Source organism: Ruegeria sp. Alg231-54 (genome assembly GCF_900143525.1).
GTDB lineage: Bacteria > Pseudomonadota > Alphaproteobacteria > Rhodobacterales > Rhodobacteraceae > Ruegeria.
Map to the genome: position 1 here is coordinate 126,916 of NZ_FREZ01000007.1, position 22,265 is coordinate 149,180.

Annotated in this window: 27 protein-coding genes; 20 read left to right on the forward strand and 7 right to left on the reverse strand. The window is 55.7% G+C overall.

Annotated elements, in window-relative coordinates:
* Positions 1 to 81: 81 nt before the first annotated feature.
* Positions 82 to 837: a sulfite exporter TauE/SafE family protein gene (locus DHN12_RS14015; RefSeq protein WP_108860865.1), complete on the forward strand. Its 756-nt coding sequence runs from the start codon at positions 82 to 84 to the stop codon at positions 835 to 837.
* Here DHN12_RS14015 and DHN12_RS14020 read toward each other — a convergent pair whose 3' ends face one another.
* Positions 838 to 1,137, reverse strand: coding sequence for a hypothetical protein (locus DHN12_RS14020; RefSeq protein WP_108860866.1), 300 nt, complete (start codon positions 1,135 to 1,137; stop codon positions 838 to 840).
* A 170-nt stretch (positions 1,138 to 1,307) separates the two neighbouring features.
* On the opposite strand from DHN12_RS14020, the gene DHN12_RS14025 reads away from it, so the two are divergent.
* The 8 genes from DHN12_RS14025 (at position 1,308) to sdhA (ending at position 7,493) form a co-directional block, all read left to right on the forward strand.
* Positions 1,308 to 2,165 (forward strand): CoA ester lyase, encoded by an 858-nt coding sequence (locus DHN12_RS14025; RefSeq protein WP_108860760.1) that lies wholly within the window; start codon positions 1,308 to 1,310, stop codon positions 2,163 to 2,165.
* Between the two features lie 6 nt (positions 2,166 to 2,171).
* Positions 2,172 to 2,726, forward strand: a complete 555-nt coding sequence (locus DHN12_RS14030; protein ID WP_108860761.1) for an NnrU family protein — start codon at positions 2,172 to 2,174, stop codon at positions 2,724 to 2,726.
* Between the two features lie 12 nt (positions 2,727 to 2,738).
* On the forward strand, positions 2,739 to 2,945 hold the full coding sequence (locus DHN12_RS14035; RefSeq protein ID WP_108860762.1) for a DUF1737 domain-containing protein: 207 nt from the start codon (positions 2,739 to 2,741) through the stop codon (positions 2,943 to 2,945).
* Positions 2,945 to 3,973 carry a MaoC family dehydratase gene (locus DHN12_RS14040; protein ID WP_108860763.1) on the forward strand — a complete coding sequence of 343 codons (1,029 nt, stop codon included), beginning with the start codon at positions 2,945 to 2,947 and terminating at the stop codon, positions 3,971 to 3,973. Before DHN12_RS14035 ends, DHN12_RS14040 begins: the two co-directional genes overlap by 1 nt.
* 57 nt (positions 3,974 to 4,030) lie before the next feature.
* Positions 4,031 to 4,693, forward strand: coding sequence for a DUF1194 domain-containing protein (locus DHN12_RS14045; RefSeq protein WP_108860764.1), 663 nt, complete (start codon positions 4,031 to 4,033; stop codon positions 4,691 to 4,693).
* 200 nt (positions 4,694 to 4,893) lie between these two features.
* Positions 4,894 to 5,277, forward strand: a complete 384-nt coding sequence (sdhC, locus tag DHN12_RS14050) for a succinate dehydrogenase, cytochrome b556 subunit (protein ID WP_108860867.1) — start codon at positions 4,894 to 4,896, stop codon at positions 5,275 to 5,277.
* Positions 5,278 to 5,288: 11 nt separating this feature from the next.
* Positions 5,289 to 5,660 carry a succinate dehydrogenase, hydrophobic membrane anchor protein gene (gene sdhD, locus DHN12_RS14055; protein WP_108860765.1) on the forward strand — a complete coding sequence of 124 codons (372 nt, stop codon included), beginning with the start codon at positions 5,289 to 5,291 and terminating at the stop codon, positions 5,658 to 5,660.
* A gap of 24 nt (positions 5,661 to 5,684) precedes the next feature.
* Positions 5,685 to 7,493 (forward strand): succinate dehydrogenase flavoprotein subunit, encoded by a 1,809-nt coding sequence (sdhA, locus tag DHN12_RS14060; protein ID WP_108860766.1) that lies wholly within the window; start codon positions 5,685 to 5,687, stop codon positions 7,491 to 7,493.
* 73 nt (positions 7,494 to 7,566) lie between these two features.
* Here sdhA and DHN12_RS14065 read toward each other — a convergent pair whose 3' ends face one another.
* Positions 7,567 to 8,358, reverse strand: a complete 792-nt coding sequence (locus DHN12_RS14065; protein WP_108860767.1) for an FkbM family methyltransferase — start codon at positions 8,356 to 8,358, stop codon at positions 7,567 to 7,569.
* Positions 8,359 to 8,387: 29 nt separating this feature from the next.
* Positions 8,388 to 9,449 (reverse strand): glycosyltransferase family 4 protein, encoded by a 1,062-nt coding sequence (locus DHN12_RS14070; protein WP_108860768.1) that lies wholly within the window; start codon positions 9,447 to 9,449, stop codon positions 8,388 to 8,390.
* 163 nt (positions 9,450 to 9,612) lie between these two features.
* Between DHN12_RS14070 and DHN12_RS14075 the strand changes: the two genes are divergently transcribed.
* From DHN12_RS14075 to DHN12_RS14080, 4 genes are all read left to right on the forward strand, one after another.
* The gene (locus DHN12_RS14075) at positions 9,613 to 10,392 is read left to right on the forward strand and encodes a succinate dehydrogenase iron-sulfur subunit (protein WP_108860769.1); all 780 of its coding nucleotides are present in this window, start codon (positions 9,613 to 9,615) and stop codon (positions 10,390 to 10,392) included.
* Positions 10,393 to 10,481: 89 nt separating this feature from the next.
* Positions 10,482 to 10,652, forward strand: coding sequence for a hypothetical protein (locus DHN12_RS24445; protein ID WP_159090035.1), 171 nt, complete (start codon positions 10,482 to 10,484; stop codon positions 10,650 to 10,652).
* A gap of 230 nt (positions 10,653 to 10,882) precedes the next feature.
* The gene (locus DHN12_RS25075; protein WP_255415465.1) at positions 10,883 to 11,017 is read left to right on the forward strand and encodes a hypothetical protein; all 135 of its coding nucleotides are present in this window, start codon (positions 10,883 to 10,885) and stop codon (positions 11,015 to 11,017) included.
* A 51-nt stretch (positions 11,018 to 11,068) separates the two neighbouring features.
* On the forward strand, positions 11,069 to 11,257 hold the full coding sequence (locus DHN12_RS14080; protein ID WP_108860770.1) for a hypothetical protein: 189 nt from the start codon (positions 11,069 to 11,071) through the stop codon (positions 11,255 to 11,257).
* A gap of 40 nt (positions 11,258 to 11,297) precedes the next feature.
* Here DHN12_RS14080 and deoD read toward each other — a convergent pair whose 3' ends face one another.
* The 3 genes from deoD to DHN12_RS14095 all read right to left on the reverse strand — a co-directional run bounded on the left by deoD (position 11,298) and on the right by DHN12_RS14095 (position 14,435).
* The gene (gene deoD, locus DHN12_RS14085) at positions 11,298 to 12,008 is read right to left on the reverse strand and encodes a purine-nucleoside phosphorylase (protein ID WP_108860771.1); all 711 of its coding nucleotides are present in this window, start codon (positions 12,006 to 12,008) and stop codon (positions 11,298 to 11,300) included.
* 24 nt (positions 12,009 to 12,032) lie between these two features.
* Positions 12,033 to 12,323 carry an H-NS family nucleoid-associated regulatory protein gene (locus DHN12_RS14090; RefSeq protein WP_108860868.1) on the reverse strand — a complete coding sequence of 97 codons (291 nt, stop codon included), beginning with the start codon at positions 12,321 to 12,323 and terminating at the stop codon, positions 12,033 to 12,035.
* Between the two features lie 144 nt (positions 12,324 to 12,467).
* A complete protein-coding gene (locus DHN12_RS14095; protein WP_108860772.1) occupies positions 12,468 to 14,435 on the reverse strand; it encodes a protein meaA in 1,968 nt (655 codons plus the stop codon).
* Positions 14,436 to 14,579: 144 nt separating this feature from the next.
* On the opposite strand from DHN12_RS14095, the gene DHN12_RS14100 reads away from it, so the two are divergent.
* From DHN12_RS14100 to DHN12_RS14125, 7 genes are all read left to right on the forward strand, one after another.
* Complete coding sequence (locus tag DHN12_RS14100; RefSeq protein ID WP_108860870.1) at positions 14,580 to 15,968, forward strand: 1-acyl-sn-glycerol-3-phosphate acyltransferase; 1,389 nt, start codon at positions 14,580 to 14,582, stop codon at positions 15,966 to 15,968.
* Between the two features lie 113 nt (positions 15,969 to 16,081).
* Positions 16,082 to 17,368, forward strand: coding sequence for a crotonyl-CoA carboxylase/reductase (ccrA, locus tag DHN12_RS14105; RefSeq protein WP_108860869.1), 1,287 nt, complete (start codon positions 16,082 to 16,084; stop codon positions 17,366 to 17,368).
* A gap of 207 nt (positions 17,369 to 17,575) precedes the next feature.
* The gene (locus DHN12_RS24450; protein ID WP_058278773.1) at positions 17,576 to 17,794 is read left to right on the forward strand and encodes a hypothetical protein; all 219 of its coding nucleotides are present in this window, start codon (positions 17,576 to 17,578) and stop codon (positions 17,792 to 17,794) included.
* A complete protein-coding gene (locus DHN12_RS14110; protein WP_108860773.1) occupies positions 17,733 to 18,452 on the forward strand; it encodes an autoinducer binding domain-containing protein in 720 nt (239 codons plus the stop codon). The genes DHN12_RS24450 and DHN12_RS14110 overlap by 62 nt, the downstream gene beginning before the upstream one ends.
* An 84-nt stretch (positions 18,453 to 18,536) precedes the next feature.
* The gene (locus tag DHN12_RS14115) at positions 18,537 to 19,127 is read left to right on the forward strand and encodes an acyl-homoserine-lactone synthase (protein ID WP_108860774.1); all 591 of its coding nucleotides are present in this window, start codon (positions 18,537 to 18,539) and stop codon (positions 19,125 to 19,127) included.
* 108 nt (positions 19,128 to 19,235) lie between these two features.
* Positions 19,236 to 20,768, forward strand: coding sequence for an ATP-dependent RecD-like DNA helicase (locus DHN12_RS14120; protein ID WP_108860775.1), 1,533 nt, complete (start codon positions 19,236 to 19,238; stop codon positions 20,766 to 20,768).
* Positions 20,765 to 21,493 carry an SDR family oxidoreductase gene (locus DHN12_RS14125; RefSeq protein WP_108860776.1) on the forward strand — a complete coding sequence of 243 codons (729 nt, stop codon included), beginning with the start codon at positions 20,765 to 20,767 and terminating at the stop codon, positions 21,491 to 21,493. The genes DHN12_RS14120 and DHN12_RS14125 overlap by 4 nt, the downstream gene beginning before the upstream one ends.
* 7 nt (positions 21,494 to 21,500) lie before the next feature.
* On the opposite strand, the gene DHN12_RS14130 is transcribed toward DHN12_RS14125, so the two are convergent.
* The gene (locus DHN12_RS14130; RefSeq protein ID WP_108860777.1) at positions 21,501 to 22,265 is read right to left on the reverse strand and encodes a TIGR02186 family protein; all 765 of its coding nucleotides are present in this window, start codon (positions 22,263 to 22,265) and stop codon (positions 21,501 to 21,503) included.

Here is a 22,265-nt window from a genome sequence, read left to right on the forward strand (position 1 = left end):
GCATGCAACCGCATACCGTTTGCACTGCTTGGGTTGATTGCGCTAAACGGCCAAGGATACAGGCCGAAACCGGGGCGCTGCATGTTCGAATTGAACCTGATGTTTTTTGTTGTAGCGATCCCGGCTGTGATATTTGCGGGTATTTCGAAGGGTGGCTTTGGCTCAGGCGTGGCCTTTGCGTCCTCATCGATTCTGGCGTTGATATTGGAGCCGGGGCAGGCACTGGCCCTCATGCTGCCGATCTTGATGGTGATCGATGTTGCAACTCTTGGGCCCTATTGGAAACGCTGGAGCTGGCCGGATTCGCGCCTGTTGATCCTTGGGGCCGTGCCCGGCGTGGCGTTGGGCGCATGGCTTTATCGCGCAACCGATGATAATCTGCTGCGCCTACTGATCGGTGGGATTTCCATTGGTTTTGTCGTTTGGCACGTCAGTCAATCCAAAGGCTGGGTGCGCGGCTTTACTAACAGACTGCCTGCCCCCGCCGGGCTGTTCGCTGGGCTGGTTGCTGGCTTCACCAGCTTTGTCAGCCATGCGGGCGGCCCGCCAGCCGCCGTTTACCTGTTGTCGCAACGCCTGTCGAAGACCGAGTTTCAGGCCAGCACTGTATTGGCCTTCTGGGTCATCAACATCACGAAATTTGTGCCTTACGCCTATCTCGGCCTTTTCACATGGCACACCGCTTGGGCCGACCTGTTGCTGACCCCCTTCGCGATTCTTGGGGCGTGGCTGGGTGTGCGGGCACATTTCATGCTGTCTGAGCGCATGTTTTTTGGCATTGCTTACGTTCTGCTGACGCTCACAGGCAGTAAGTTGATCTGGGACGCTTTGACCTGATCAGACGTTAGGCGGCAGGGCTTCGGCGATCATTTCATAAGCCTGACCCGAGGCAACAAAGCAGGTCATTCCATCCGGTAATGTCGCGGTGTTCGTCCAGCCGCCGCTTTGGTCCGACGCATAGAGCTCCATCACCGCGCCTTGACGCGCGATGCCGATCCCCTGGCGCGTTTCGCCGTAAGTTTCGGTCAGCCGTTTTATCACCTCGTCACGTGGTGCGCAGTTGCGGGCGTGGGCCTTTTGTGCAGCCAGAACCATGATTCCGAGGCCCATCGTCATCTTCAGCAGTGTCTTGTGCATCTTTGACCCTTTTCGATTTCCTTTGCCGGTCAGGGTGCCGCCGTTGGACCGAAATCCGGTTAAAGGAACGCACGTTGCGTCGCGAATGCTGCGATGCGGCGATTTTGCGCTTGAACTTTCCGACAAAAAATGCCCCATTCCGCGCAACTTTATTTCTTCGGGAGAAGCCAATGGACCCGCGCCAGCGCCCCTATCGCTCTGTTCTTTATATCCCCGGTTCGAAAGACCGGGCGCTGGACAAGGCTCGCACTTTGCCAGTGGACGCGATCATTTTTGATCTTGAAGACGCGGTTTCTACCGATGAGAAGTGCAATGCACGCGAAACGCTTAAGGCGGCTCTGGCCGCGGGCGGCTATGGGGAACGGGTCAAGATCGTGCGCATTAACGGTCTGGATACCGAATGGGGCCGTGCTGACGCCGAAGCCGTGCGCGAGATGGATGCCGATGTGGTCCTGCTGCCCAAGGTGAATTCAGCTGCGGACGTGGACGCTTTGGCCGCGATTACCGGTGACCTGCCAATCTGGGCGATGATGGAAACACCGCGCGGCATTCTCAACGCGGCCGAGATCGCCGCCCATCCGCTGATGGCGGGGTTCGTCATGGGTACAAATGATTTGGCGAAGGAGTTGCAGACCCGCTTCCGCCCGGATCGCCTGCCCTTGATGACTTCGCTGGGCCTGTGTCTGCTAGCCGCCAAGGCCGAGGGGCTGATCGTTGTCGATGGTGTCTACAACGCATTCAAGGACGCCGAAGGTCTGGCCGCCGAATGTGCGCAAGGCCGCGACATGGGTTTTGACGGCAAAACCCTGATCCATCCCGCACAGATCGATGTCACCAATGCGGCCTATGCGCCCTCTGAGACCGAGATCGATCTGGCCCGTCGCCAAATTGCCGCTTTCGAAGAGATTGAGGCACAAGGGCAGGGCGTTGCCGTGGTCGACGGCAAGATCGTTGAAAATCTGCACGTTGTAACTGCCCGCGAAATTCTGGCAAAAGCGGAGGCAATTACAGCTTTGCAAGCGGGGTAAGCCAGCATGGGCTTTGTTCTTCTCATTCTCGGTGTGGCACTTTGGTGGGCCGCGCATCTATTCAAACGTGTGATGCCAGAGCGTCGCGCTGCGATGGGCGACGCCGGCAAGGCCGCGGTCGCGCTGGCCTTGGTGGCATCGATCCTGCTGATGATCTTCGGCTATCGCATGACCGATTTCATCTATGTATGGGCCCCGCCTGCCTTCATGATTCACATCAACAACCTGCTGGTGTTGATCGCGATCTTCATGTTGAGCCCGGCCGGAACCAAGGGCCGTCTTCTGAACAAGCTCCGCCATCCGATGCTTGGCGGATTCAAGCTGTGGGCTTTTGCGCATTTGCTGGTGAATGGGGATCTGGCCTCGATCATCCTGTTTGGCGGATTGTTGGCCTGGGCTGTGGTTGAGGTGATCGTAATCAACAAGTCTGAACCTGACTGGACGCCCTGTGAACCCGGAACCTATGGCAAAGACGCGATGTTCTTTGTGGCCTCGATCGTGCTGCTGGGTGTCATCGGCTACGTTCACGGGCTGGTCGGCCCGTCGCCGTTCCCCTCGTAAGGATTTGACATCATGGCAAAACTATACCGTTTGTTGACCGAAGAAGACACCTCGGCCTTCTGCCACAAAGTAACAGACGCATTGGCAAAAGGGTGGGAGCTGTATGGCGACCCGTCCTATGCCTATGACGAAAACAGCCGCATGATGCGTTGCGCGCAAGCCGTGACCAAAGAGGTCGAGGCCGATTATTCACCTGGCATGAAACTGGGACAGCAATAATGGCAAAAACCAATCCGGGCCGCTTTTTTGAGGACTATTCCATCGGTCAGGTGTTGCACCATGCCGTGCCACGCACGGTGACCGATGGTGAGCGGGCGCTGTACCATGCGCTCTATCCGGCGCGGCATGCGCTGTATTCCTCGGACGAGTTCGCCCGGAATTGTGGTCTGCCGCAAAGTCCCATCGATGACCTGGCGGCGTTTCATGTCGTGTTTGGCAAAACTGTCCCGGATATTTCGCTGAATGCCGTGGCTAATCTGGGCTATGCCGAAGGGCGCTGGCTTAAGCCGGTCTATCCCGGCGATACCTTGCGCTCGGAATCCGAGGTGATCGGTCTCAAACAGAACTCGAATGGCAAGACCGGCGTTGTCTGGGTTCGCACGCGTGGCCTGAACCAACGCGATGAAGTCGTCATCGAATATGTGCGTTGGGTCATGGTTCGGAAATCGGATATGGATGCGCCCGCGCCCGAGGCTGTGGTGCCTGAACTGAAAAAGTCGCTGGACGTGAAGGATCTGATCGCGCCCGAGGGCCTTGATTTTACTCAGTACGATTTTGCTCAGGCAGGCGAAGTGCATCGCTGGGGCGATTATGAGATTGGCGAGAAAATTGACCACGTCGATGGCGTCACGGTCGAAGAGGCCGAGCATATGCTGGCCACTCGCCTGTGGCAGAACACCGCCAAGGTGCATTTCGATCTGACCTTCCGTCCCGAAGGGCGGCTGATCTATGGCGGTCACGTGATTTCCATGGCGCGGACCCTGTCGTTCAACGGGTTGGCTAACGCACAGATGATCGTCGGCCTGAACGGTGGCGCACATGCCAATCCCTGCTTTGCGGGCGACACGATCAAGGCCTGGTCCGAAGTTCTGGATAAGGCGGAAACCGCCATTCCGGGTGTTGGTGCGGTGCGCCTGCGGCTGGTCGCCACCAAGGGCGGCGCGCCGTTTGAGTTGAAAAACGAAGACGGTCGGTATCTACCCAATGTCCTGCTTGATCTGGATTACTGGGCCCTGATGCCCATCTGACACAAGTAGTGACATTCATTTGATCGCAGCCAGCGCCAATCGTGTTAGGCTGTGGTCATGACCTTGCTTCGCACAATAGCTGCCTGCGCCTGTCTGACGCCACCCGCTTATGCCTGCGATCTGGCATTGGCCCTGGCCGTAGATGTCTCGGGTTCGGTGGATTCGACCGAGTATCGAATTCAGATGGATGGCCTTGCTGCGGGGTTGCGCGATCCAATTGTGTCCGAGGCGCTGGTGCGCGGGAAAGCCCGCGTGATGCTGGTGCAATGGACAGGGTCCTCTCGTCAGATGGTCACCGTCCCGTGGACACATATCGACAGTTTCGAGGCAATTGATCAGTTTGCTATAAAAGTGGCCAACGATCCAAGGGTCTGGCGCAACTTTTCCACCGCAATTGGCGAGGCGCTGGAATCGACCATGTCCTATTTCGATACGGTGTCAGATTGCAAACGCCACCTGATCGATATCTCCGGCGATGGGGTATCGAACGAGGGGGTTGAACCATCGGACGTCCACAGAATTCTTCGGACTCGCGGTGTTACGGTGAACGCGATTGCAATCGAAGAAAGTGAACCGGATTTGACCGCGTATTTCTTTGAAAATGTGATCGTGGGCGAGGGGGCGTTTGTCGTCTCAGCCTCAGGGTTTGCTGATTACCCCGAGCGGATTCGTAAGAAGCTGCTGCGCGAAGTGACCCAACAAACAGCTGATTTGAAATAGCCGCACAACAGAATCGAATCTGCAGGCGCTAACATCGTGATGGATGGAAAACATTTTGTGATCACGAGTTTATTTTGTGTGATCACATAATGCAAATATCCGTCATTTTGCGTCAATTGTGAACTTTTTTGCATCTGCAGCACGTGACAGAACCGCAAAAAACAGTAAAACCTTCGGAAGCCAACCGTAAAGGAGCCAACATGGCCGATGTAAATCGGGGCAACCGCCCTCTTTCACCTCACCTCACGATCTACCGCCCCCAACTGACTTCGATGACATCGATCCTTGTGCGCATCACGGGTATTGCGTCACTTGCGATCGCATTCTTCGTTGTGTGGTGGTTCCTGGCCGCCGCAACATCCGAGGCGTCGTTCAATTTCATCGACAGTCTGATGAGAAGCTGGCTGGGTGATCTGGTGATGTTCGCTGCGACCTGGGCGATCTTCTATCACATGCTGGGTCGTCTGCGTCACGTGATCTGGGATCTGGGGTATTGCGTAGATGTCGGTATCTCCGAAAAGATGGGGATCGGCATGCTGGTGTTGGCCACCATCCTCGCCTTCATCACGGCAATTGCGGTTTAAGGAGATTGGCCATGAATTACCTCACTGACCGCAAACGCGCGCAGGGTACCGGTGCTGGCGGCGAAGGCACACATCATCACTGGCAGATGATGGTCAGCTCGGCCGCTCTGGTCCTTTTGGTGCCGCTTTTCGTTTTCGTCTTCGCAAACGGGTTGGGCAGATCCTACGAAGAGGTTCTAGCCTATTACAGCCGCCCATTCCCGGCGATTGTGACTGGCCTGATGATGGTCGTTGTCATCATCCATCTGGTACGTGAAACGCAGGTTGCGATCGAAGACTATGTTCACGGTGTTGCAGAAAAGCTGAGCCTCATGGCCGTCGCGGCGTTTGGCTACACATTGATAGCTGCAGGGCTGTTTGCCCTGATCAAGCTAGCTCTGTGAAACGCGCGGTAAGGAAATAATCAAATGACAGCTGCATACGAATACGAAACACACGAATATGACGTGGTTGTTGTCGGCGCTGGCGGCGCTGGTCTTCGCGCCACACTGGGCATGGCAGAACAAGGTCTGCGCACGGCATGTGTGACGAAGGTGTTTCCGACACGCTCGCACACGGTTGCCGCGCAGGGCGGTATCGCCGCATCTCTGTCCAACATGGGCCCGGACCACTGGCAGTGGCACATGTACGACACCGTCAAAGGCTCGGACTGGCTGGGTGACACCGACGCGATGGAATATCTCGCCCGTGAAGCGCCTAAGGCCGTGTATGAGCTGGAACACTACGGCGTGCCGTTCAGCCGGACTGAGGAAGGCAAGATCTATCAACGCCCGTTCGGTGGTCACACCACCGAATTTGGCGAAGGCCCGGCCGTGCAGCGGACCTGCGCCGCAGCGGACCGGACCGGCCACGCGATCCTGCACACGCTGTACGGTCAGTCGCTAAAGAACAACGCCGAGTTTTATATCGAGTATTTCGCCATAGACCTGATCATGTCTGAAGACGGGCAATGTCAGGGCGTCGTCTGCTGGAAGCTGGACGACGGTACGATGCATGTCTTCAACGCCAAGATGGTCGTGCTGGCGACAGGTGGCTATGGCCGCGCCTATTTCAGCGCAACATCGGCCCATACCTGCACCGGTGATGGTGGCGGCATGGTGGCCCGCGCGGGTCTGGCCCTGCAGGATATGGAATTCGTACAGTTCCATCCGACCGGCATCTATGGCTCTGGCTGTCTGATCACCGAAGGCGCGCGTGGTGAGGGCGGTTACCTAACCAACTCCGAAGGCGAACGGTTCATGGAGCGTTATGCGCCCCAGTACAAGGACCTCGCGCCTCGCGATTACGTCTCGCGTTCGATGACAATGGAGATCCGCGAAGGCCGTGGCCATGGTGACGGTGGCGACCACATTCACCTCAACCTCAGCCACCTGCCGGCCGAGGCGCTGGCCGAACGTCTGCCAGGGATTTCGGAATCGGCGCGCGTTTTTGCGGGCGTAGACGTCACCAAGGAACCGATCCCGGTTCTGCCGACCGTGCACTACAACATGGGCGGCATTCCGACCAACTATTGGGGTGAGGTTCTGAACCCAACCGCTGACAACCCGACGGGCGTTGTCCCCGGATTGATGGCTGTGGGAGAAGCGGGCTGTGCCTCGGTCCATGGGGCGAACCGTTTGGGCTCGAACTCACTGATCGACCTCGTGGTGTTTGGTCGCGCTGCTGCAATCAAAGCGGGCAAGGTTGTGGATGCCGAGGCACCAAACCCGGTGCTGAATCAGGCGTCCGTCGATAAGGCGTTCGACCGCTTTGACGCGGTACGTAATGCCAGTGGTGCAATCGCGACCGCCGATCTGCGTCTTGAGATGCAGAAGACCATGCAGGAAGACGCAGCGGTCTTCCGGACAGCAAAAACCATGGCCGAGGGCGTCGACAAGATGACGGCGATCGCAGCTAAGATGGACGACCTGAAAGTCAGCGACCGTTCGCTGGTCTGGAACAGCGATCTGATGGAGACGCTGGAGTTGACCAACCTGATGCCAAGCGCGTTGGCCACGATTGTCGGCGCCGAGGCGCGTAAGGAATCCCGCGGCGCACACGCGCATGAAGATTTCACCGAGCGTGATGATGGGAACTGGCGCGTTCATACGGTGTCGCGTGTCGATGGCAACAATGTTGATCTCAGCTATCGTCCGGTCATTGTGGATCCGCTGACAACCGAAGACGAAGGCGGCATCAGCCTTAAGAAAATCGCGCCCAAAGCGCGAACGTTCTGATTAAGCCTTTCCAAGTGTGCATCACCCAAGAATACGGGTGATGCAATGCCACTATAGAACTTGTCTGTTCGCGTTAGACATCAAACCGACCGCTATCAAGTCGCGCGAACAATACGTCGCAATCTGCAGCGTCAGGGCGAATGGGACGGATGAAGTCTAGGATTTCGAAACCCTGCTCAGCCATGCATGCCACAAAATCAGAAAAGCGGTAGCCGTTTTCGTAGCGTGGTTTAACCGAGGTTTCAGCGATCACAAACTCGGTCTGTTTCAATGTCTCCGTAGCGCCTCGGACAACTTCGAGTTCATAACCTTCCGTGTCGATCTTGATGCCAAATGGTCCGGGGTAACCGGCGGCAACCGAATCCAGCGTGCGAGCAGGTACTGCGCGCTGTTCGATTGCGGCAAACAAAGAGGCGTAGTTGTCAGTATAGTCCATAACTGAAGCTCGGCTGTGCCGCGCGCGCGCCTCGGTAGAAGGAACGTTGAGTGTAACGCTTCCTTCAATGCCGCCAGCGGCGAAACAGAAGAAATCGAAATCTATTACGTCGCGCCAACGTTCTACTTTCTCTTCGCTTTCTGCAACCGGATCAATCAGCAAAAACTTGGAAGTCTTGAAAGCTTCATAGAGTGGCGGCGTGCCAGCATCTACGCCAACATCGATGACAGTTTTGGGAGAGAAACCATAACCGGCCAAAAGTCGATTATCCATCTCGGTGCGTTCTATCGTGTACCCGGCACGTCTGAGGCGTTTTAACATTCTTGCAGGTCTATCGGCAATTTTAGCGCCGTCAGAGTTGAGAGGGGAGATCGTCAGACCAAGTTTTTTCAGCGTTTTGATAAAATCAAATGGATTGGCGGATGCCATAGCAACTCCTCAACTGATCGTGTTAACTGTCAATTCGAATACAATTCCAGCAAGGCATGTTTCAATTCACTCGATATCCGCTTTGGATTGCGCTCTGAGGCAAATTCGAAACATGCTGTGCGTTTTTCTTTCAGCTCTTCATCCGACATTTGCATTACAGTCCTCATCATGCGGATCAAACCCCGTGGGTGCTGGGCCGGGTAAAGAAGGTCATGGCATACCTCTGGAGTGGTTTGCTTGTGAGGGTCAATGTCCGGACCAATGATTGGCAGACCAAACGATTGTGCCAACATCGCGGTACCGGACGTGAACGTTGTTGTCGAAGGCAACAAGTAGGCATGCGCATGAGAAAAAAATACCGGCACTTCATCGTCTGGAACCCTCTCGGCCACGACTGATACATTGGGGTTGGCATCCAATTGACGTGCAAGCCTTTGCCCTGACCTGAAAACCCGCCCGACAACTGAAAGTTGAAATTCATACCCACGGCTGGCGAGTTTCTTGGCTGCTAGTTGCAAACGATCCAGTTCGCGGTTCCCACGCATGGCACCGAAAACCAGAAAGCGCGTTTGAACGCGCTGGGCAAAGGGGCGATTCAGCGTCCGGTCCGCAGGTTCGTAGACCCCAAGATAACTGGGGTGTGGAATCAGCCGCAGTTTTTCTGGGTCAGCGCTGTATTCATCAATCATATGCTGACGGGCGTGGCGTGTATGAACGTGAATCACATCGGCAATCTGCGTCAATTCTCGACGAGTTTGACGAAAATACTCAGTTTCAATTCCTTTGGTGTGCGCGAATTGATTGTGAATGGTCCAAATAACACGTCCGCCGTTTGCCTGATACTGCCTCAAGCCCTCACGTGCTGAATCAAAAACTGGTGCCTGTTCTCCCATTTCTGGCTCGGGAAACAGGCGATCATCCCAATGGATGTGAATGATGCCTTGATCGGGTTGAAAATCCGCCCGCGCAAAATTTGTAAGCGGAGCGCCACGAGAGGGGGTTAGGCTGAATTCCGGCATACAGGCTGAGTACATCATGCTCTGATAAGGGTTTTTGTTGCCGTAGGGTATGTTAACGACGTTTATCGACATTCGCTGTCCTGAACTCAACTCGTTTCTTCAGCGGCACAATCCTTGTGCGCCGCAGGAATTTTGTGGTGAACTTGCCCAATTTTCTTGGGTGTTTTCAAGGTTAAAAGGTTGGCTTTCCGGCCTGCCGAGTATATCTATACGCAGGATTTTAGCGAGGTCGGAAATGGTACAACTCACCCTGCCAAAGAACTCTCGGATTACTACAGGTAAAACTTGGCCAAAGCCTGAAGGCGCGGCCAATGTTCGTAAGTTTCAGATCTATCGCTGGAATCCGGATGACGGTCAAAATCCACGTGTAGACACCTATTTTGTCGATATGGACAGCTGCGGCCCGATGGTTCTGGACGCGCTGATCAAGATCAAGAATGAAGTCGACCCGACGCTGACCTTCCGCCGGTCCTGCCGCGAAGGTATCTGCGGTTCCTGCGCGATGAATATCGACGGGATCAACACGCTGGCCTGTATCTACGGCATGGATGAAATCAAGGGTGACGTTAAGATTTATCCGCTGCCGCATATGCCGGTCGTCAAGGACCTGATCCCTGACCTGACGCATTTCTACGCGCAGCATGCAAGCATCATGCCGTGGCTGGAAACCAAGACCAACCGTCCTGCGAAAGAGTGGAAGCAATCCATCGAAGATCGCAAGAAACTGGATGGGTTGTATGAATGCGTGATGTGCGCCAGCTGCTCGACCTCGTGCCCCAGCTATTGGTGGAACGGGGATCGCTACCTTGGCCCCGCTGCGCTTTTGCATGCGTATCGCTGGATCATCGACAGCCGTGACGAAGCCACCGGTGAACGTTTGGATGAGTTGGAAGACCCGTTCAAGCTGTATCGCTGCCACACGATCATGAATTGCGCCAAGACCTGCCCGAAGGGTCTGAACCCGGCCAAGGCGATTGCCGAAATCAAAAAGATGATGGTCGACCGCGCAGTTTGAACGCAGCCGAAAGAAATTATGAAACCCGGGATGGTAACTTCCCGGGTATTTTTCGTGTTCTGCGTGTATTGAGGATTCAGAGAACATCAATGACTCAAACACTTACTAAGGTTTTGTCCGTCGCCGCGATCACGGCTCTTTCGGCCTGTGGCGGATCGAGCAGCAATCGGGCGGATATTGTAATCAAGCAAGTGGAATGCGCCGGGCAGGCGGGGATTAGTGGTTCGTTTACGACGCAATACGAACTGCAGGGTGGCTAGCAGGCTGAAGTATTTGTTCCAGGTGATGGCGTAAGCGAGGCTCAGGCCGCCAAAGCGAATGCCTGCATGGCGGCGTAACCGGCAGCAAGCCCAGGGCTGGCAGATGCAAATGCCAGCCTTAGTTGCGTTCTGGGCATACCGAAACTGCAAAAAGATGCGGTGAATCTGTCGGCGCGTCTGTCTATTTTTCAATCAGGGAGGAGTTACTGAGTTAGAATAGGATCTCTCCGATGGAAGAAAAACAGAAAACAAAATCAGAGGCTCTAAAAACGCTGGAACAAGCGTTGTCATATTACACTCAAGAACCTGTGAAACCCGTAAATGACCGCATCCCAGATTTGTTCGAATACGCTAACGCCGCCTGAACTGACAACTGTGGGCTTGCCACCAGTGGGAAAAATGGGCCATGCATTGGCATGCCCATTTTGCTTCTTATTCTGGCAGGCGGAGTAATTGCCTATTTCCTGTGGCGCTGGCGCACCTCATCCTTGAGCCGGGACTGCCGCTGGCGGCAGCACCGCGAAGAAGGTGTTTGGGTGTGTGCATTCTGTGGCGCGCAGCAGCAGGGAGGCGACGCGCCAACTCAATGCCTGAAGGGTCAATAGCGGCATAAGCAGGACGGCTTCCGACCCTGCATGTTTGCATTTACGCCGCCGGAAATGCCGCCTGTAGTGCGATTTCAACCATATCGCCAAAACTGCTTTCGCGATCATCTGAGGGCAAAGCTTCGCCGGTCAGCAAGTGGTCGGAAACGGTTAGAACAGCCAATGCCCGGCATTTGTGGCGCGCGGCCAGAATGTACAACTCAGCAGCTTCCATCTCGACCCCGAGAATACCGTGCCGCACCATCTGTTCGTTTAGATCTGGGCGTTCGTCATAGAAAACGTCCGACGAGTAGATGCCACCAACATGGGTTGGCGTGCCTTTGGCCGCTGCCGCCTGAGCCGCCGCCTGAAGCAGCCCCCAATCGGCGCAGGGTGCGAAATTCAGCTCTTTCATGATGCCGCGTGACGGGGTGCTAAGGGTGGTCGATGTCATCGCAAGGATCACATCGCGGACGTTCACGCTGTCCTGCATTCCCCCGCAAGAGCCGATGCGGATCAGCGTTTTAGTCCCATAGTCCCGGATTAGTTCATTGACGTAAATCGACAAGGACGGCATTCCCATACCGCTGCCCTGAATGGTGACAGGATTGCCTTTCCAGTTTCCGGTAAAGCCCAGCATGCCGCGAACGTCATTGACTTGTTTCACATCGTCCAAAAACGTTTCGGACGCCCATTTTGCGCGATAAGGATCGCCGGGCAAAAGAACCGTTTCTGCGATGTCGCCTTTTTCGGCTCCAATATGAATGGTCATTTTGGGATCAGTTCCAATCAGATATTAGATTTCCAGATCCGAGATATCTGCCCCGGATTTCAATGCGTCATGAAGCCATTGCGGTTTTCGGCCGCGACCGGACCATGTTTGCTTTGGATCTGCAGGGTTTTTATATTTTGCTTTCGCTACTTTTCCGGAGGCGGGATGATCTTTTGCCAATTCTGACAACGAGAACCCGAATTCTGCAGCGGCTTTTTCCGCGGCTTTTAGCGCCTCTTTTCGTTCACGCTTTTCCGCATCTATTAGTGCTCTTTCTACCTGATCGCGAAGTTCAAGCAGTTGTTTTCGAGACATATTTTCAAGATTTTTTTCCGCCACGAGCTCTCTCTCAGGAATTAGTTATTACTAGTGTTTCCAATGTCACACCGTAATTCCAAATGAAAGTATTTTCTATCCCATTTTTCAGGGATAGAAAAAGGCCCACGAAATTGAGCGGTATTACTCGGCCGCGAGGGTTTGCGGATCTACCAGGGTGACGATATCGCCCATGATTGCATTCAGCTCAAAATTTTTGGGTGTATAGATCTTTGCGACACCCATCGCAGTGAGCTTTGCGGCATCGTCATCGGGGATGATGCCGCCAACAATCACCGGAATATGGTCCAGCCCGGCCTCACGCAGCCGGTTCATGACGTCCTGCACAAGCGGAATGTGGCTGCCGGACAGAATAGACAGGCCGATCACATGCGCGTCGTCATCCGCAGCCGCGGTTACGATTTCCTCTGGCGTCAGGCGGATACCTTCGTAACTGATTTCCATACCGCAATCACGTGCGCGGAATGCGATCTGTTCCGCACCGTTCGAATGACCGTCCAGGCCCGGTTTTCCGACCAGGAATTTCAGGCGACGGCCAAGCTTGTCGCTGACCGCATCCACTGCGGCCCGTAGATCTTCCAAGCCCTCTGTCTTGTTCGAGACCGAGCCCGAAACGCCCGTGGGCCCACGATAGGTACCGTAGACTTTGCGCATTTCTTCGGCCCACTCACCGGTGGTTACACCAGCCTTGGCAGCTGCGATTGAGGGCTCCATGACGTTGGTGCCGGTTTGCGCCGCTTCGCGTAGCGCGGCCAGAGCCGCCGCGACAGCTGTGTCATCGCGATCTTGCCGCCATTCATTTAGGCGCGCGATTTGTTCTTGTTCGACAGCAGGGTCAACGACCATGATGCCGCCATCTTCGGTCTGCAGGGGCGAGGGTTCGCCTTCGATCCACTTGTTCACACCGACAACGACAGTTTCGTTCCGTTCAATGCGGTTCAGGCGTTCAGCGTTTGAATCAACAAGCCGTGACTTCATGTATTCGATTGACGCTACTGCTCCGCCCATTGAATCCAGATTGGCCAGTTCAGCGCGTGCGCCCTCTTTCAATTCTTCAACCTTCGCGTCCACGGCGGGGTTGCCATCGAACAGGTCACCATATTCCAGAAGGTCGGTCTCATAGGCCAGAATCTGTTGCATCCGCATGGACCACTGCTGATCCCACGGGCGGGGCAGGCCCAGTGCCTCGTTCCAAGCAGGCAGCTGAACTGCGCGGGCGCGGGCTTTTTTTGAAAGAGTCACGGCCAGCATCTCGATCAGGATGCGGTAGACGTTGTTTTCGGGCTGCTGTTCGGTCAGGCCGAGCGAGTTGACCTGAACGCCATACCGGAATCGGCGGAATTTCGGGTTCTCTACGCCGTAGCGGTCGCGCAGGATTTCGTCCCAAAGATCGACGAAAGCGCGCATTTTGCACATTTCGGTGACAAAGCGGATACCTGCGTTCACAAAAAACGAAATCCGCCCACAAAGCGCTGGGAAATCCTCGGCGGGGACACGAGGGCGCAGTTCGTCCAGAACGGCGATGGCGGTGGCCAGCGCATAAGACAGCTCTTGCTCCGGTGTCGCGCCAGCTTCTTGCAGGTGATAGGAACACACGTTCATCGGGTTCCATTTCGGCACGTTGGTATAACAGTACTCGGCCACGTCTGCGATCATCTTGAGCGAGGGTTTGGGCGGGCAGACATAGGTGCCGCGGCTCAGGTATTCCTTGATCAGATCGTTCTGAACTGTGCCCTGCAGTTTAGAGATATCTGCGCCTTGTTCCTCGGCCACAGCGATGTAAAGCGCAAGCAGCCAAGGCGCTGTCGCATTGATCGTCATCGAGGTGTTCATCTGTTCCAACGGAATCTGGTCGAACAGAACCCGCATATCGCCCAGGTGGCCGACGGGTACGCCAACCTTGCCCACTTCGCCGCGCGCAAGTGTATGATCGCTGTCATAGCCGGTCTGCGTGGGCAGATCAAAGGCCACTGAAAGCCCCGTCTGGCCTTTTGCCAGGTTCCCGCGATACAACGCATTCGACGCTTTGGCGGTGGAATGACCGGCATAGGTTCGGATGAGCCAGGGGCGATCTTTCTGCGTCTGCGTCATAGCTGGACCTCGTGTTTCGGCTGGGCAAGAAAATTACGTTCTTGGCTTCTAAAGCGCAATTTTTGGGATATGTCAATTCGCTGCGTCGCGGCATATCAGGTTCTTCAGATTGTAGGTCGCCGCGTTTGGTGGCAGGGTGCGCGCATGACTCAGACCGTGGAACTTCCGCTTTGGCTTTTTTTGCTGATCCTGGTGTTTGCCGTGGTCACTTTGGCATCACATTTTCTGTTCCCATCGGTGCGATGGTTTTTTAGGCGTCGCCTTGAACGAGCTGTGAAACGATTGAACACGCGCCTGAAGCGGCCGATCCAGCCGTTCAAGCTGGCACACCGTCACGATATGATTCAGCGCCTGATCTATGACCCGCAGGTTGGTCAGGCCGTTCAGGATCACGCACGCGAAACGGGTGTTCCCGATGCCGTGGCGTTCGAGCAAGCGCAGCGATACGCGCGTGAGATCGTTCCTTCGTTTTCCGCAGTTGCCTATTTCAGCATTGCGATCCGTCTGGCTCGTTTGCTGAGCAATGCGTTTTATCATGTGCAGCTTAGCTATCAGGACGAAGACGCTGTCGAAAACATCGACCCCGACGCCACGGTGGTTTTCGTCATGAATCATCGCAGCAATATGGACTATGTGCTCGTTACCTACCTCGCAGCGCAACATTCGGCCCTTTCTTATGCGGTGGGTGAATGGGCCCGTGTCTGGCCCCTTAGCCGTCTGATTCGTGCGATGGGGGCTTATTTTATCCGGCGAAAGTCCGGCAATGATCTCTATCGTCAGGTGTTGTCCTGTTATGTGCGCCACGCAACCGCGGCAGGAGTGACGCAAGCCATGTTCCCCGAAGGTGGGCTAAGTCTGACTGGTGCCCTGGGTCGTCCAAAGCTGGGTTTGCTCAAATATATTATTGACGGGACCTCGGAAGAGGGCCGCGATGTTGTATTCGTCCCCGTGGCGCTGAACTATGATCGTGTGCTCGAAGATACTGTTCTGACGCGTGCCGCATTAGGCAATGAACGACGGTTTCGCGCGCGGATCGGCGTAATTACCAGATGGATCCTCAAACAACTCTGGCGGCGGGTGATCGGGCGCTACAAACGATTTGGCCTAGCCTCGGTCCGATATGGTCAGCCCGTTTCCTTGCGGGCGTTTCTGGCAGATCATCAGCGCGATCTGATGACCGATTTGGCGCGTGACCTGATGACGCGACTCCGCGCTGCCATCCCGCTGGTCCCTGTACCCGCCGCGTGTTGGCTAATGCAAAAGCATAAAGAGATGTCGGAGGCCGATGCCGTTCAGGTGATTGTCGAGCTCATGCGTCGCAATGGAATGACGGACCAAGAGAACCAGACATCGGTTGAAGCCGCGATTGATCAGTTGGTCGAACGGCGAATTCTCAGGCGCAGTGACGGGAAAATATGCCTGTCCGGTCAAAGGGTTGATCTTCTGAAATATTATGCAGCCTCGGTTCCGATGGGACCAGACGAGGGAAATGCTGCAGATGCGAAGGAAATTTCTGCATCCGCTGGGTCATAAAATTACAAAACGGCACCGATTTCGGTTGCATTATTTCCTAAAGGCCAATATTCCATCGGTTAATGCACGCGATTCTGCATCGCGGCAAAGGTTTAGAACTGAAGGAGGCCAACATGGCTCTGGACACCGACAGCGGCATCGCGTCGTACGAGGCACCGGAAAAAGACCTCTATGAGATGGGTGAAATCCCTCCGATGGGTTTTGTGCCCAAGAAAATGTATGCATGGGCGATCCGCAAGGAGCGCCACGGCGACCCGGACACCGCGATGATTCAGGAAGTCGTAGACGTCCCCGTGCTGGACAGTCACGAAGTGCTGGTTCTGGTCATGGCTGCAGGCGTCAACTACAACGGCGTCTGGGCCTCGCTGGGCAAGCCGATCTCGCCTTTTGACGGCCATAAGGCACCTTACCACATTGCCGGTTCGGATGCGTCTGGCATCGTTTGGGCAGTTGGTTCAAAAGTCACCCGTTGGAAAGTTGGTGATGAAGTTGTCATCCACTGCAATCAGGATGACGGCGACGACGAACACTGTAATGGTGGCGACCCGATGTATTCGGATAGCCAGCGAATTTGGGGCTATGAAACTCCAGACGGCTCGTTCGCGCAGTTCACCAATGTTCAGGCTCAACAGTTGATGCCGCGTCCCAAGCACCTGACTTGGGAAGAAAGCGCCTGCTACACGCTGACACTGGCGACCGCTTATCGGATGCTGTTCGGCCATGAACCGCACGATTTGAAGCCGGGTCAGAACGTTCTGGTTTGGGGCGCATCGGGTGGTCTGGGCTCTTACGCGATCCAGCTGATCAACACCGCAGGTGCAAATGCCATCGGTGTGATCTCGGACGAAAGCAAGCGCGACTTTGTGATGGGTCTGGGTGCCAAGGGCGTTCTGAACCGCAAAGACTTCAACTGCTGGGGTCAGCTGCCGACGGTCAACACACCCGAATATGCCGAGTGGTTCAAAGAGGCCCGCAAGTTCGGCAAAGCCATTTGGGACATCACCGGTAAAGGCAACAACGTCGACATGGTGTTCGAGCACCCCGGCGAAAGCACCTTCCCGGTTTCGACCTTCGTCGTTAAAAAAGGCGGTATGGTTGTAATCTGTGCCGGTACAACCGGCTATAACCTGACCTTTGACGTGCGCTACATGTGGATGCACCAGAAGCGTCTGCAGGGTTCGCACTTTGCTCACCTGAAACAGGCGGCCGCAGCAAACCAGCTGATGGTCGAGCGTCGATTGGATCCGTGCATGTCCGAAGTGTTCACCTGGGCCGATCTGCCTGAGGCGCATATGAAAATGATGCGCAACGAGCATAAGCCGGGCAACATGTCAGTGCTGGTTCAGGCTCCACAGACCGGAATGCGCACCTTGGAAGAGGTTCTGTCCGCGCGCGACTAAGTTCGTCTCATACAAAATCCAAAATACCCGCGAATCGGTTTTCCGGCTCGCGGGTGTTTCTTTTTGGGCGGTGGTATCAGCCTTTTCAAAGACTTAAACGAAAATACCCCGCTGTTTTTGGGGAGTAGAAATCAGTGAATAGGCTAAAAAAACTTTCTCATGCTATGGTTGTGTTAACCCTTCGTTAACCGTTTCGGAGAGACGCTGATGGCGCAAAATGAGTGGATACTGGACGTACTGTCGGACCTCAGCGCCTTTGCTGTTGAAAACGGTTTGACCGCGCTTGCCGAGCAGTTGGATGACACCAAGCTGATCGCCGCAGCCGAAATCTCGTCCAGAAAGAATGAGGTTCGGGCACCAGCGGATGGCAACAAAACTCGATATGAGCCAGGTTCTGGAGGACTTGGAAAACACCAGCTCGCTTGACGAACTAAGCGAAGTCGCCATTCGCCTGCGGGACAGGCTGCAGATTGAAAACCTGATTTACCATTGGGTCGACGGGGCTGGTGATCAATACGGCTATACCACCTATCCCGACGTCTGGGCCGAAAGATACCGCGAGCGTAACTACCACAGAATCGATCCGGTCATACTGGGCTGTTTCCAACGGTTTCATCCGGTGGACTGGAAGACGCTGGATTGGTCGGGCAAGGTTGCCAAGACGTTTTTGAAGGATGCATTAGAGCACGGCGTTGGCAATCAAGGTTTTTCCATTCCGATCCGCGGACCGAATGGCCAATTCGCTTTGTTTACCGTCAATCATACCTGTGACGATGACACCTGGCAGAGGTTCATCAAAACGCATGGGCGTGAACTGATCCTGATCGCGCATTACTTCAACCGAAAGGCGCTGGAGTTCGAAAGTGACCGTCAGCCCGAATCTTCACGCGGATTGTCGCCGCGTGAAGTGGACGCCACGACCTTGCTCGCCCTGGGTTATAGCAGGGCACAGGTCGCTCATTCCTTGTCGATCTCGGAACATACGCTGAGGGTCTATATCGAAAGCGCACGCGCCAAGTTGGGTGCGCAAAACACAACTCATGCTATCGCAACGGCCTTGAGCCGAGGGTTAATAGTCGTTTAAGGCGCGCGCGCACTAAAAACCGGAAATTAACCACGACTTTGTACCCCCTTCGTTCTTGCACGGGACGACAAGGGGAAAAGAGTCATGTTGCGTTATGTCTATGCTGACGAATTGCACAAGTATCCAAAACTGGCGGAGGGGATGTTTCGGGTCCGCGCCGATCAATTCAAAACCCGGCTGGGCTGGGATGTTCATGTCAACGACAAGGGGGAAGAGCGGGATCAGTACGATGATCTGAACCCGATCTATGTTATTTGGGAAGAACCGGATGGCAGCCATGGTGGGTCCATGCGTGTTTTGCCGACGACCGGTTCGGTAATGGTGAACGAGGTGTTTGGACACCTGACGGGCGACAAACCAATCAGCAGCCCCCTGATTTGGGAGGTGACGCGCTTTTGCCTGTCCCGCAAGGCAAGACCGCACACAGCCGGGGCTATCATGCTTAGCGGAGGCGAAATGATGGAGGGGTTTGGTTTGACCCATATCGCGGGCGTTTTCGATGCGCGCATGATTCGCATCTATCGCCTGATCGGATCATCCCCGATCGTGCTGGGCACGGAAGGTAAGGGGTGTGATCAAATCTCGGTCGGGATGTGGCCTTACTCGGCGGACGACTGCCATCGCGTGGCCAAGCGCGCAGGCATCCCGCGTGAATTGTCGCGGCTGTGGTTCTAAACGGCTTTCGGCGTTGGCAGGCAACACCCGTTTGCATTGTCAGCGTGACAGGATGAAAACCGAATTCCACATCTGGCGATAGCTGGCGCGGGCTTGTAGGGTCGCGCCATGTCTTTGCCCTCTGTGACCTACTCTGACGACCAGGCCGCCGCGTATGACAGCATCTCTGAGATGCTGAAATCGGCAGGTGTTGACCTTGACGATGACGCGCTGCTGAAGCTTCCGGGATCGGGTAAGTCCGGTGTGATGGCCGTGATTGGCAAGGCGGGGTCCGGAAAAACCCTGCTGCTGGCCGAGCTTTACAAGGCCATTGCGGACACAGGCGTTCAGATCGTGTCCGGCGATTTCGAGAGCCGCAAAGCCCGTGAAAAACGCAGTCTGGCGATCTTGGCCCCGACGAACAAAGCGGCCAGCGTATTGCGTCTGCGTGGGGTGCCAGCCACCACGATCCACCGTATCCTTTATACGCCTGTCTACGACCCGGAATACGAGCGCATCGCCGAATGGCTGGCAGGCAATGACGAACGCCCCGAAATCGAAGGCCTGACCGACGAGGCGCTGGATCGCGCAGCGGCGTTTTACCAGAACAACAAATCCATTCCCGGAGCGTTGGCCGCGGCAGGGTTACGGGGCTCCGATTTTATAACCGGCTGGAAACGCCGGGACGAGCCGTTGGACATCGGGTTTGTGGACGAAGCCTCGATGCTGGATGACCGGCAATTCGAAGACTTGCAAGAAATCTTCCCAACACTTCTGCTGTTTGGTGACCCGGCACAGTTGGCGCCGGTCAATCAGTCGGGCAGCATGGTGTTCGAGGCATTGCCGGAACCGCGCAAACAAATCCTTCACCGAGTTCATCGGCAGGATGCGGATAACCCGATATTGGACCTTGCCCATGCGCTGTCGGACCCTCAGATTGGGTTCGAAGATTTTGAGCGCATGGTCGAGCAGACCGCCCGTCAGGACGACCGTGTGGTTTGGGGGCAGCGGGTCGAGGTCGATCTGATGGCCCGCAGTCCCGTTCTGGTCTGGCGCAATGCAACCCGCATTCGGCTAATTCAGGCTTTTCGGAATGTTCACGGCGCGCCGGATACCGAATTGTTGGAAGGTGAACCGCTAATCTGCGACGGTATTGAACTGCCCCTTAAACATCGCAAGAAACGGCTGGATCTTGAGGCGCGTGGCCTGATCAAGGGCGCTCAGGTCATCTATCTGGGCCCCGGCCGCAAACCGGGCTTTTCCAGGTTGCACGTGATGGGTGCCGAAGACCCTCAGGTCAGCGCCGCATCCATCGTCAAGATTGAAAAACCGGACGAGGAAGAGCCGTTTATTCCTTTTGCCGCCCGCATGGGCGCCACCTTTCTTCATGGCGCAGCGGTCACCATTCACAAGGCGCAAGGGTCGCAGTGGAACACTGTTCAAGTGTTTGCTCCGGATATCTATGCCGCTGCCCGTATGGGCCGTACTGAAGCTGGACAGCCGCTATGGAAACGATTGGCCTATGTGGCTATCACACGCGCGCAGGAAAGGCTGATCTGGGTCGTGCGCAACCGGCTTGCCAAGCCGACCTATCCGCTGCGTGTGGACGACCTGCGCGCTGTCCCGGCGGCCTCGCTGACATTGGAGGCAGAAGAGACATGACTTCCATTATTGTGACCGGCGCAAGTTCTGGCATAGGGCGCGCCACTGCTGAATTGTTTCTGGCCCAAGGATGGACGGTTGGTCTATTGGCGCGCAGTGCTGACAGGCTGAACCAAATGGCTGCAGAGCACGCAAACGCAATTCCACTGGTCGCGGATGTCACCGATGCACAAGCGGTCGAGGCCGCCTTTAGAGAGTTTCAGGGTAAGGCGGGCCATTTGGATGTTCTGTTCAACAACGCGGGAATTTTCGCGCCGGGGGGAACGATTGACGAGATCGCGTTGGACGATTGGTACCAAAGCGTCGCCGTCAACCTGAACGGCATGTTCCTGTGTGCCCGTGAGGCGTTTCGGATCATGCGCCACCAATCGCCGCAAGGCGGGCGCATCATCAATAACGGCTCAATTGCCGCCCATGTGCCGCGCCCTAACTCGGTGCATTATTCGGCGACAAAACACGCCATAACGGGCCTGACCCGCAGTCTGTCTTTGGACGGGAGGGGCTTCAATATCGCTTGTGGGCAGATCGATATCGGCAATGCGCGAACACAGATGGTGCAGGGCCTGGTCGATGCGGCCATTGCAGACGGGCAGCAGCCCGACCCAACAATGGCCGTCGAAGATGCAGCGCGGTCCGTCTTGCACATGGCAAACCTGCCGCTTGAGGCAAACGTTCAGTTCATGACGGTGATGGCCACGACGATGCCCTACATCGGACGTGGGTAACGGTCAGTTACTCGCGCAATAGGCGGAACGCGGTTGACGCACCCCAACCCGCCGCAATCGCGATCACCAATGACATCAAGCCGTACCAGACCGGTTGCTGGCGGGACATGTTGTACAAGAACCGCTCCAAACCCACTTTGCGCACGTCGATGGTGGTCTCAAATTGCGAAACGACCGAACCGCCACGGGTTAAGAAGATGCGTGCCACATAATCGCCTTCGGTCAGATCCGCAGGCATTTCGATCGAGGTACGGAACAGGGTTTGTTCATCAACGGCCACGGTGTCTTCGCGAATGGAATACAGACTTTCGTGCTCGCGAATACGAATAACAGCGTCCGCGAATTCCTGCGCGCCGCGGATGTTCATCGCAGCACCAACAGACCGGATGGCACGTTCGATTGACACGCTGTACCGAAGGTCTTCGATATCCGACAGAATCTCATTCAAGGGCGCGCTGGTCGCAACCGCATAAAAACTGGGGGCTTCGTCTACGAGGACACTGTCAGTATTGACCCAGATTCCAAGCTTGCGCTCTTTACGCCGAACGGTGACAGGACTGGATGGGCCGGACACTGCCACAATCACTTCCAGCGGTGGTCCTGACGGAATGGGAGCCTCGCGTTTGACCGCGCCAAAGACCAGAATCTCAGATCCGTCGAAATTGGCGGTGATGGCCACGCGATCCTGGCTGAGGCCCAGAACGACCTCTTCCTCAACGGCCAGAGCTGGGCTGGCGCAAAGGGCCAATGCAACAAGCAAGCGTTTCAGCAT

Excerpts from the sequence above, each read along its gene's own strand:
- DHN12_RS14115 (WP_108860774.1), top strand. The coding sequence starts at position 18,537 with ATGTTGCGTTATGTCTATGCTGACGAATTGCACAAGTATCCAAAACTG.
- deoD (WP_108860771.1), bottom strand. The coding sequence starts at position 12,008 with ATGACCATTCATATTGGAGCCGAAAAAGGCGACATCGCAGAAACGGTT.
- DHN12_RS14125 (WP_108860776.1), top strand. The coding sequence starts at position 20,765 with ATGACTTCCATTATTGTGACCGGCGCAAGTTCTGGCATAGGGCGCGCC.
- DHN12_RS14045 (WP_108860764.1), top strand. The coding sequence starts at position 4,031 with ATGACCTTGCTTCGCACAATAGCTGCCTGCGCCTGTCTGACGCCACCC.
- DHN12_RS14095 (WP_108860772.1), bottom strand. The coding sequence starts at position 14,435 with ATGACGCAGACGCAGAAAGATCGCCCCTGGCTCATCCGAACCTATGCC.
- DHN12_RS24450 (WP_058278773.1), top strand. The coding sequence starts at position 17,576 with ATGGCGCAAAATGAGTGGATACTGGACGTACTGTCGGACCTCAGCGCC.
- sdhA (WP_108860766.1), top strand. The coding sequence starts at position 5,685 with ATGACAGCTGCATACGAATACGAAACACACGAATATGACGTGGTTGTT.
- DHN12_RS14030 (WP_108860761.1), top strand. The coding sequence starts at position 2,172 with ATGGGCTTTGTTCTTCTCATTCTCGGTGTGGCACTTTGGTGGGCCGCG.
- DHN12_RS14070 (WP_108860768.1), bottom strand. The coding sequence starts at position 9,449 with ATGTCGATAAACGTCGTTAACATACCCTACGGCAACAAAAACCCTTAT.
- DHN12_RS14015 (WP_108860865.1), top strand. The coding sequence starts at position 82 with ATGTTCGAATTGAACCTGATGTTTTTTGTTGTAGCGATCCCGGCTGTG.
- DHN12_RS14025 (WP_108860760.1), top strand. The coding sequence starts at position 1,308 with ATGGACCCGCGCCAGCGCCCCTATCGCTCTGTTCTTTATATCCCCGGT.
- DHN12_RS14020 (WP_108860866.1), bottom strand. The coding sequence starts at position 1,137 with ATGCACAAGACACTGCTGAAGATGACGATGGGCCTCGGAATCATGGTT.
- DHN12_RS14080 (WP_108860770.1), top strand. The coding sequence starts at position 11,069 with ATGCCCATTTTGCTTCTTATTCTGGCAGGCGGAGTAATTGCCTATTTC.
- DHN12_RS14065 (WP_108860767.1), bottom strand. The coding sequence starts at position 8,358 with ATGGCATCCGCCAATCCATTTGATTTTATCAAAACGCTGAAAAAACTT.
- DHN12_RS14090 (WP_108860868.1), bottom strand. The coding sequence starts at position 12,323 with ATGTCTCGAAAACAACTGCTTGAACTTCGCGATCAGGTAGAAAGAGCA.
- DHN12_RS14035 (WP_108860762.1), top strand. The coding sequence starts at position 2,739 with ATGGCAAAACTATACCGTTTGTTGACCGAAGAAGACACCTCGGCCTTC.
- DHN12_RS14130 (WP_108860777.1), bottom strand. The coding sequence starts at position 22,265 with ATGCTGAAACGCTTGCTTGTTGCATTGGCCCTTTGCGCCAGCCCAGCT.
- ccrA (WP_108860869.1), top strand. The coding sequence starts at position 16,082 with ATGGCTCTGGACACCGACAGCGGCATCGCGTCGTACGAGGCACCGGAA.
- sdhC (WP_108860867.1), top strand. The coding sequence starts at position 4,894 with ATGGCCGATGTAAATCGGGGCAACCGCCCTCTTTCACCTCACCTCACG.
- DHN12_RS14075 (WP_108860769.1), top strand. The coding sequence starts at position 9,613 with ATGGTACAACTCACCCTGCCAAAGAACTCTCGGATTACTACAGGTAAA.
- DHN12_RS14040 (WP_108860763.1), top strand. The coding sequence starts at position 2,945 with ATGGCAAAAACCAATCCGGGCCGCTTTTTTGAGGACTATTCCATCGGT.
- DHN12_RS14100 (WP_108860870.1), top strand. The coding sequence starts at position 14,580 with ATGACTCAGACCGTGGAACTTCCGCTTTGGCTTTTTTTGCTGATCCTG.
- DHN12_RS14120 (WP_108860775.1), top strand. The coding sequence starts at position 19,236 with ATGTCTTTGCCCTCTGTGACCTACTCTGACGACCAGGCCGCCGCGTAT.
- sdhD (WP_108860765.1), top strand. The coding sequence starts at position 5,289 with ATGAATTACCTCACTGACCGCAAACGCGCGCAGGGTACCGGTGCTGGC.
- DHN12_RS14110 (WP_108860773.1), top strand. The coding sequence starts at position 17,733 with ATGGCAACAAAACTCGATATGAGCCAGGTTCTGGAGGACTTGGAAAAC.
- DHN12_RS25075 (WP_255415465.1), top strand. The coding sequence starts at position 10,883 with ATGGAAGAAAAACAGAAAACAAAATCAGAGGCTCTAAAAACGCTGGAA.
- DHN12_RS24445 (WP_159090035.1), top strand. The coding sequence starts at position 10,482 with ATGACTCAAACACTTACTAAGGTTTTGTCCGTCGCCGCGATCACGGCT.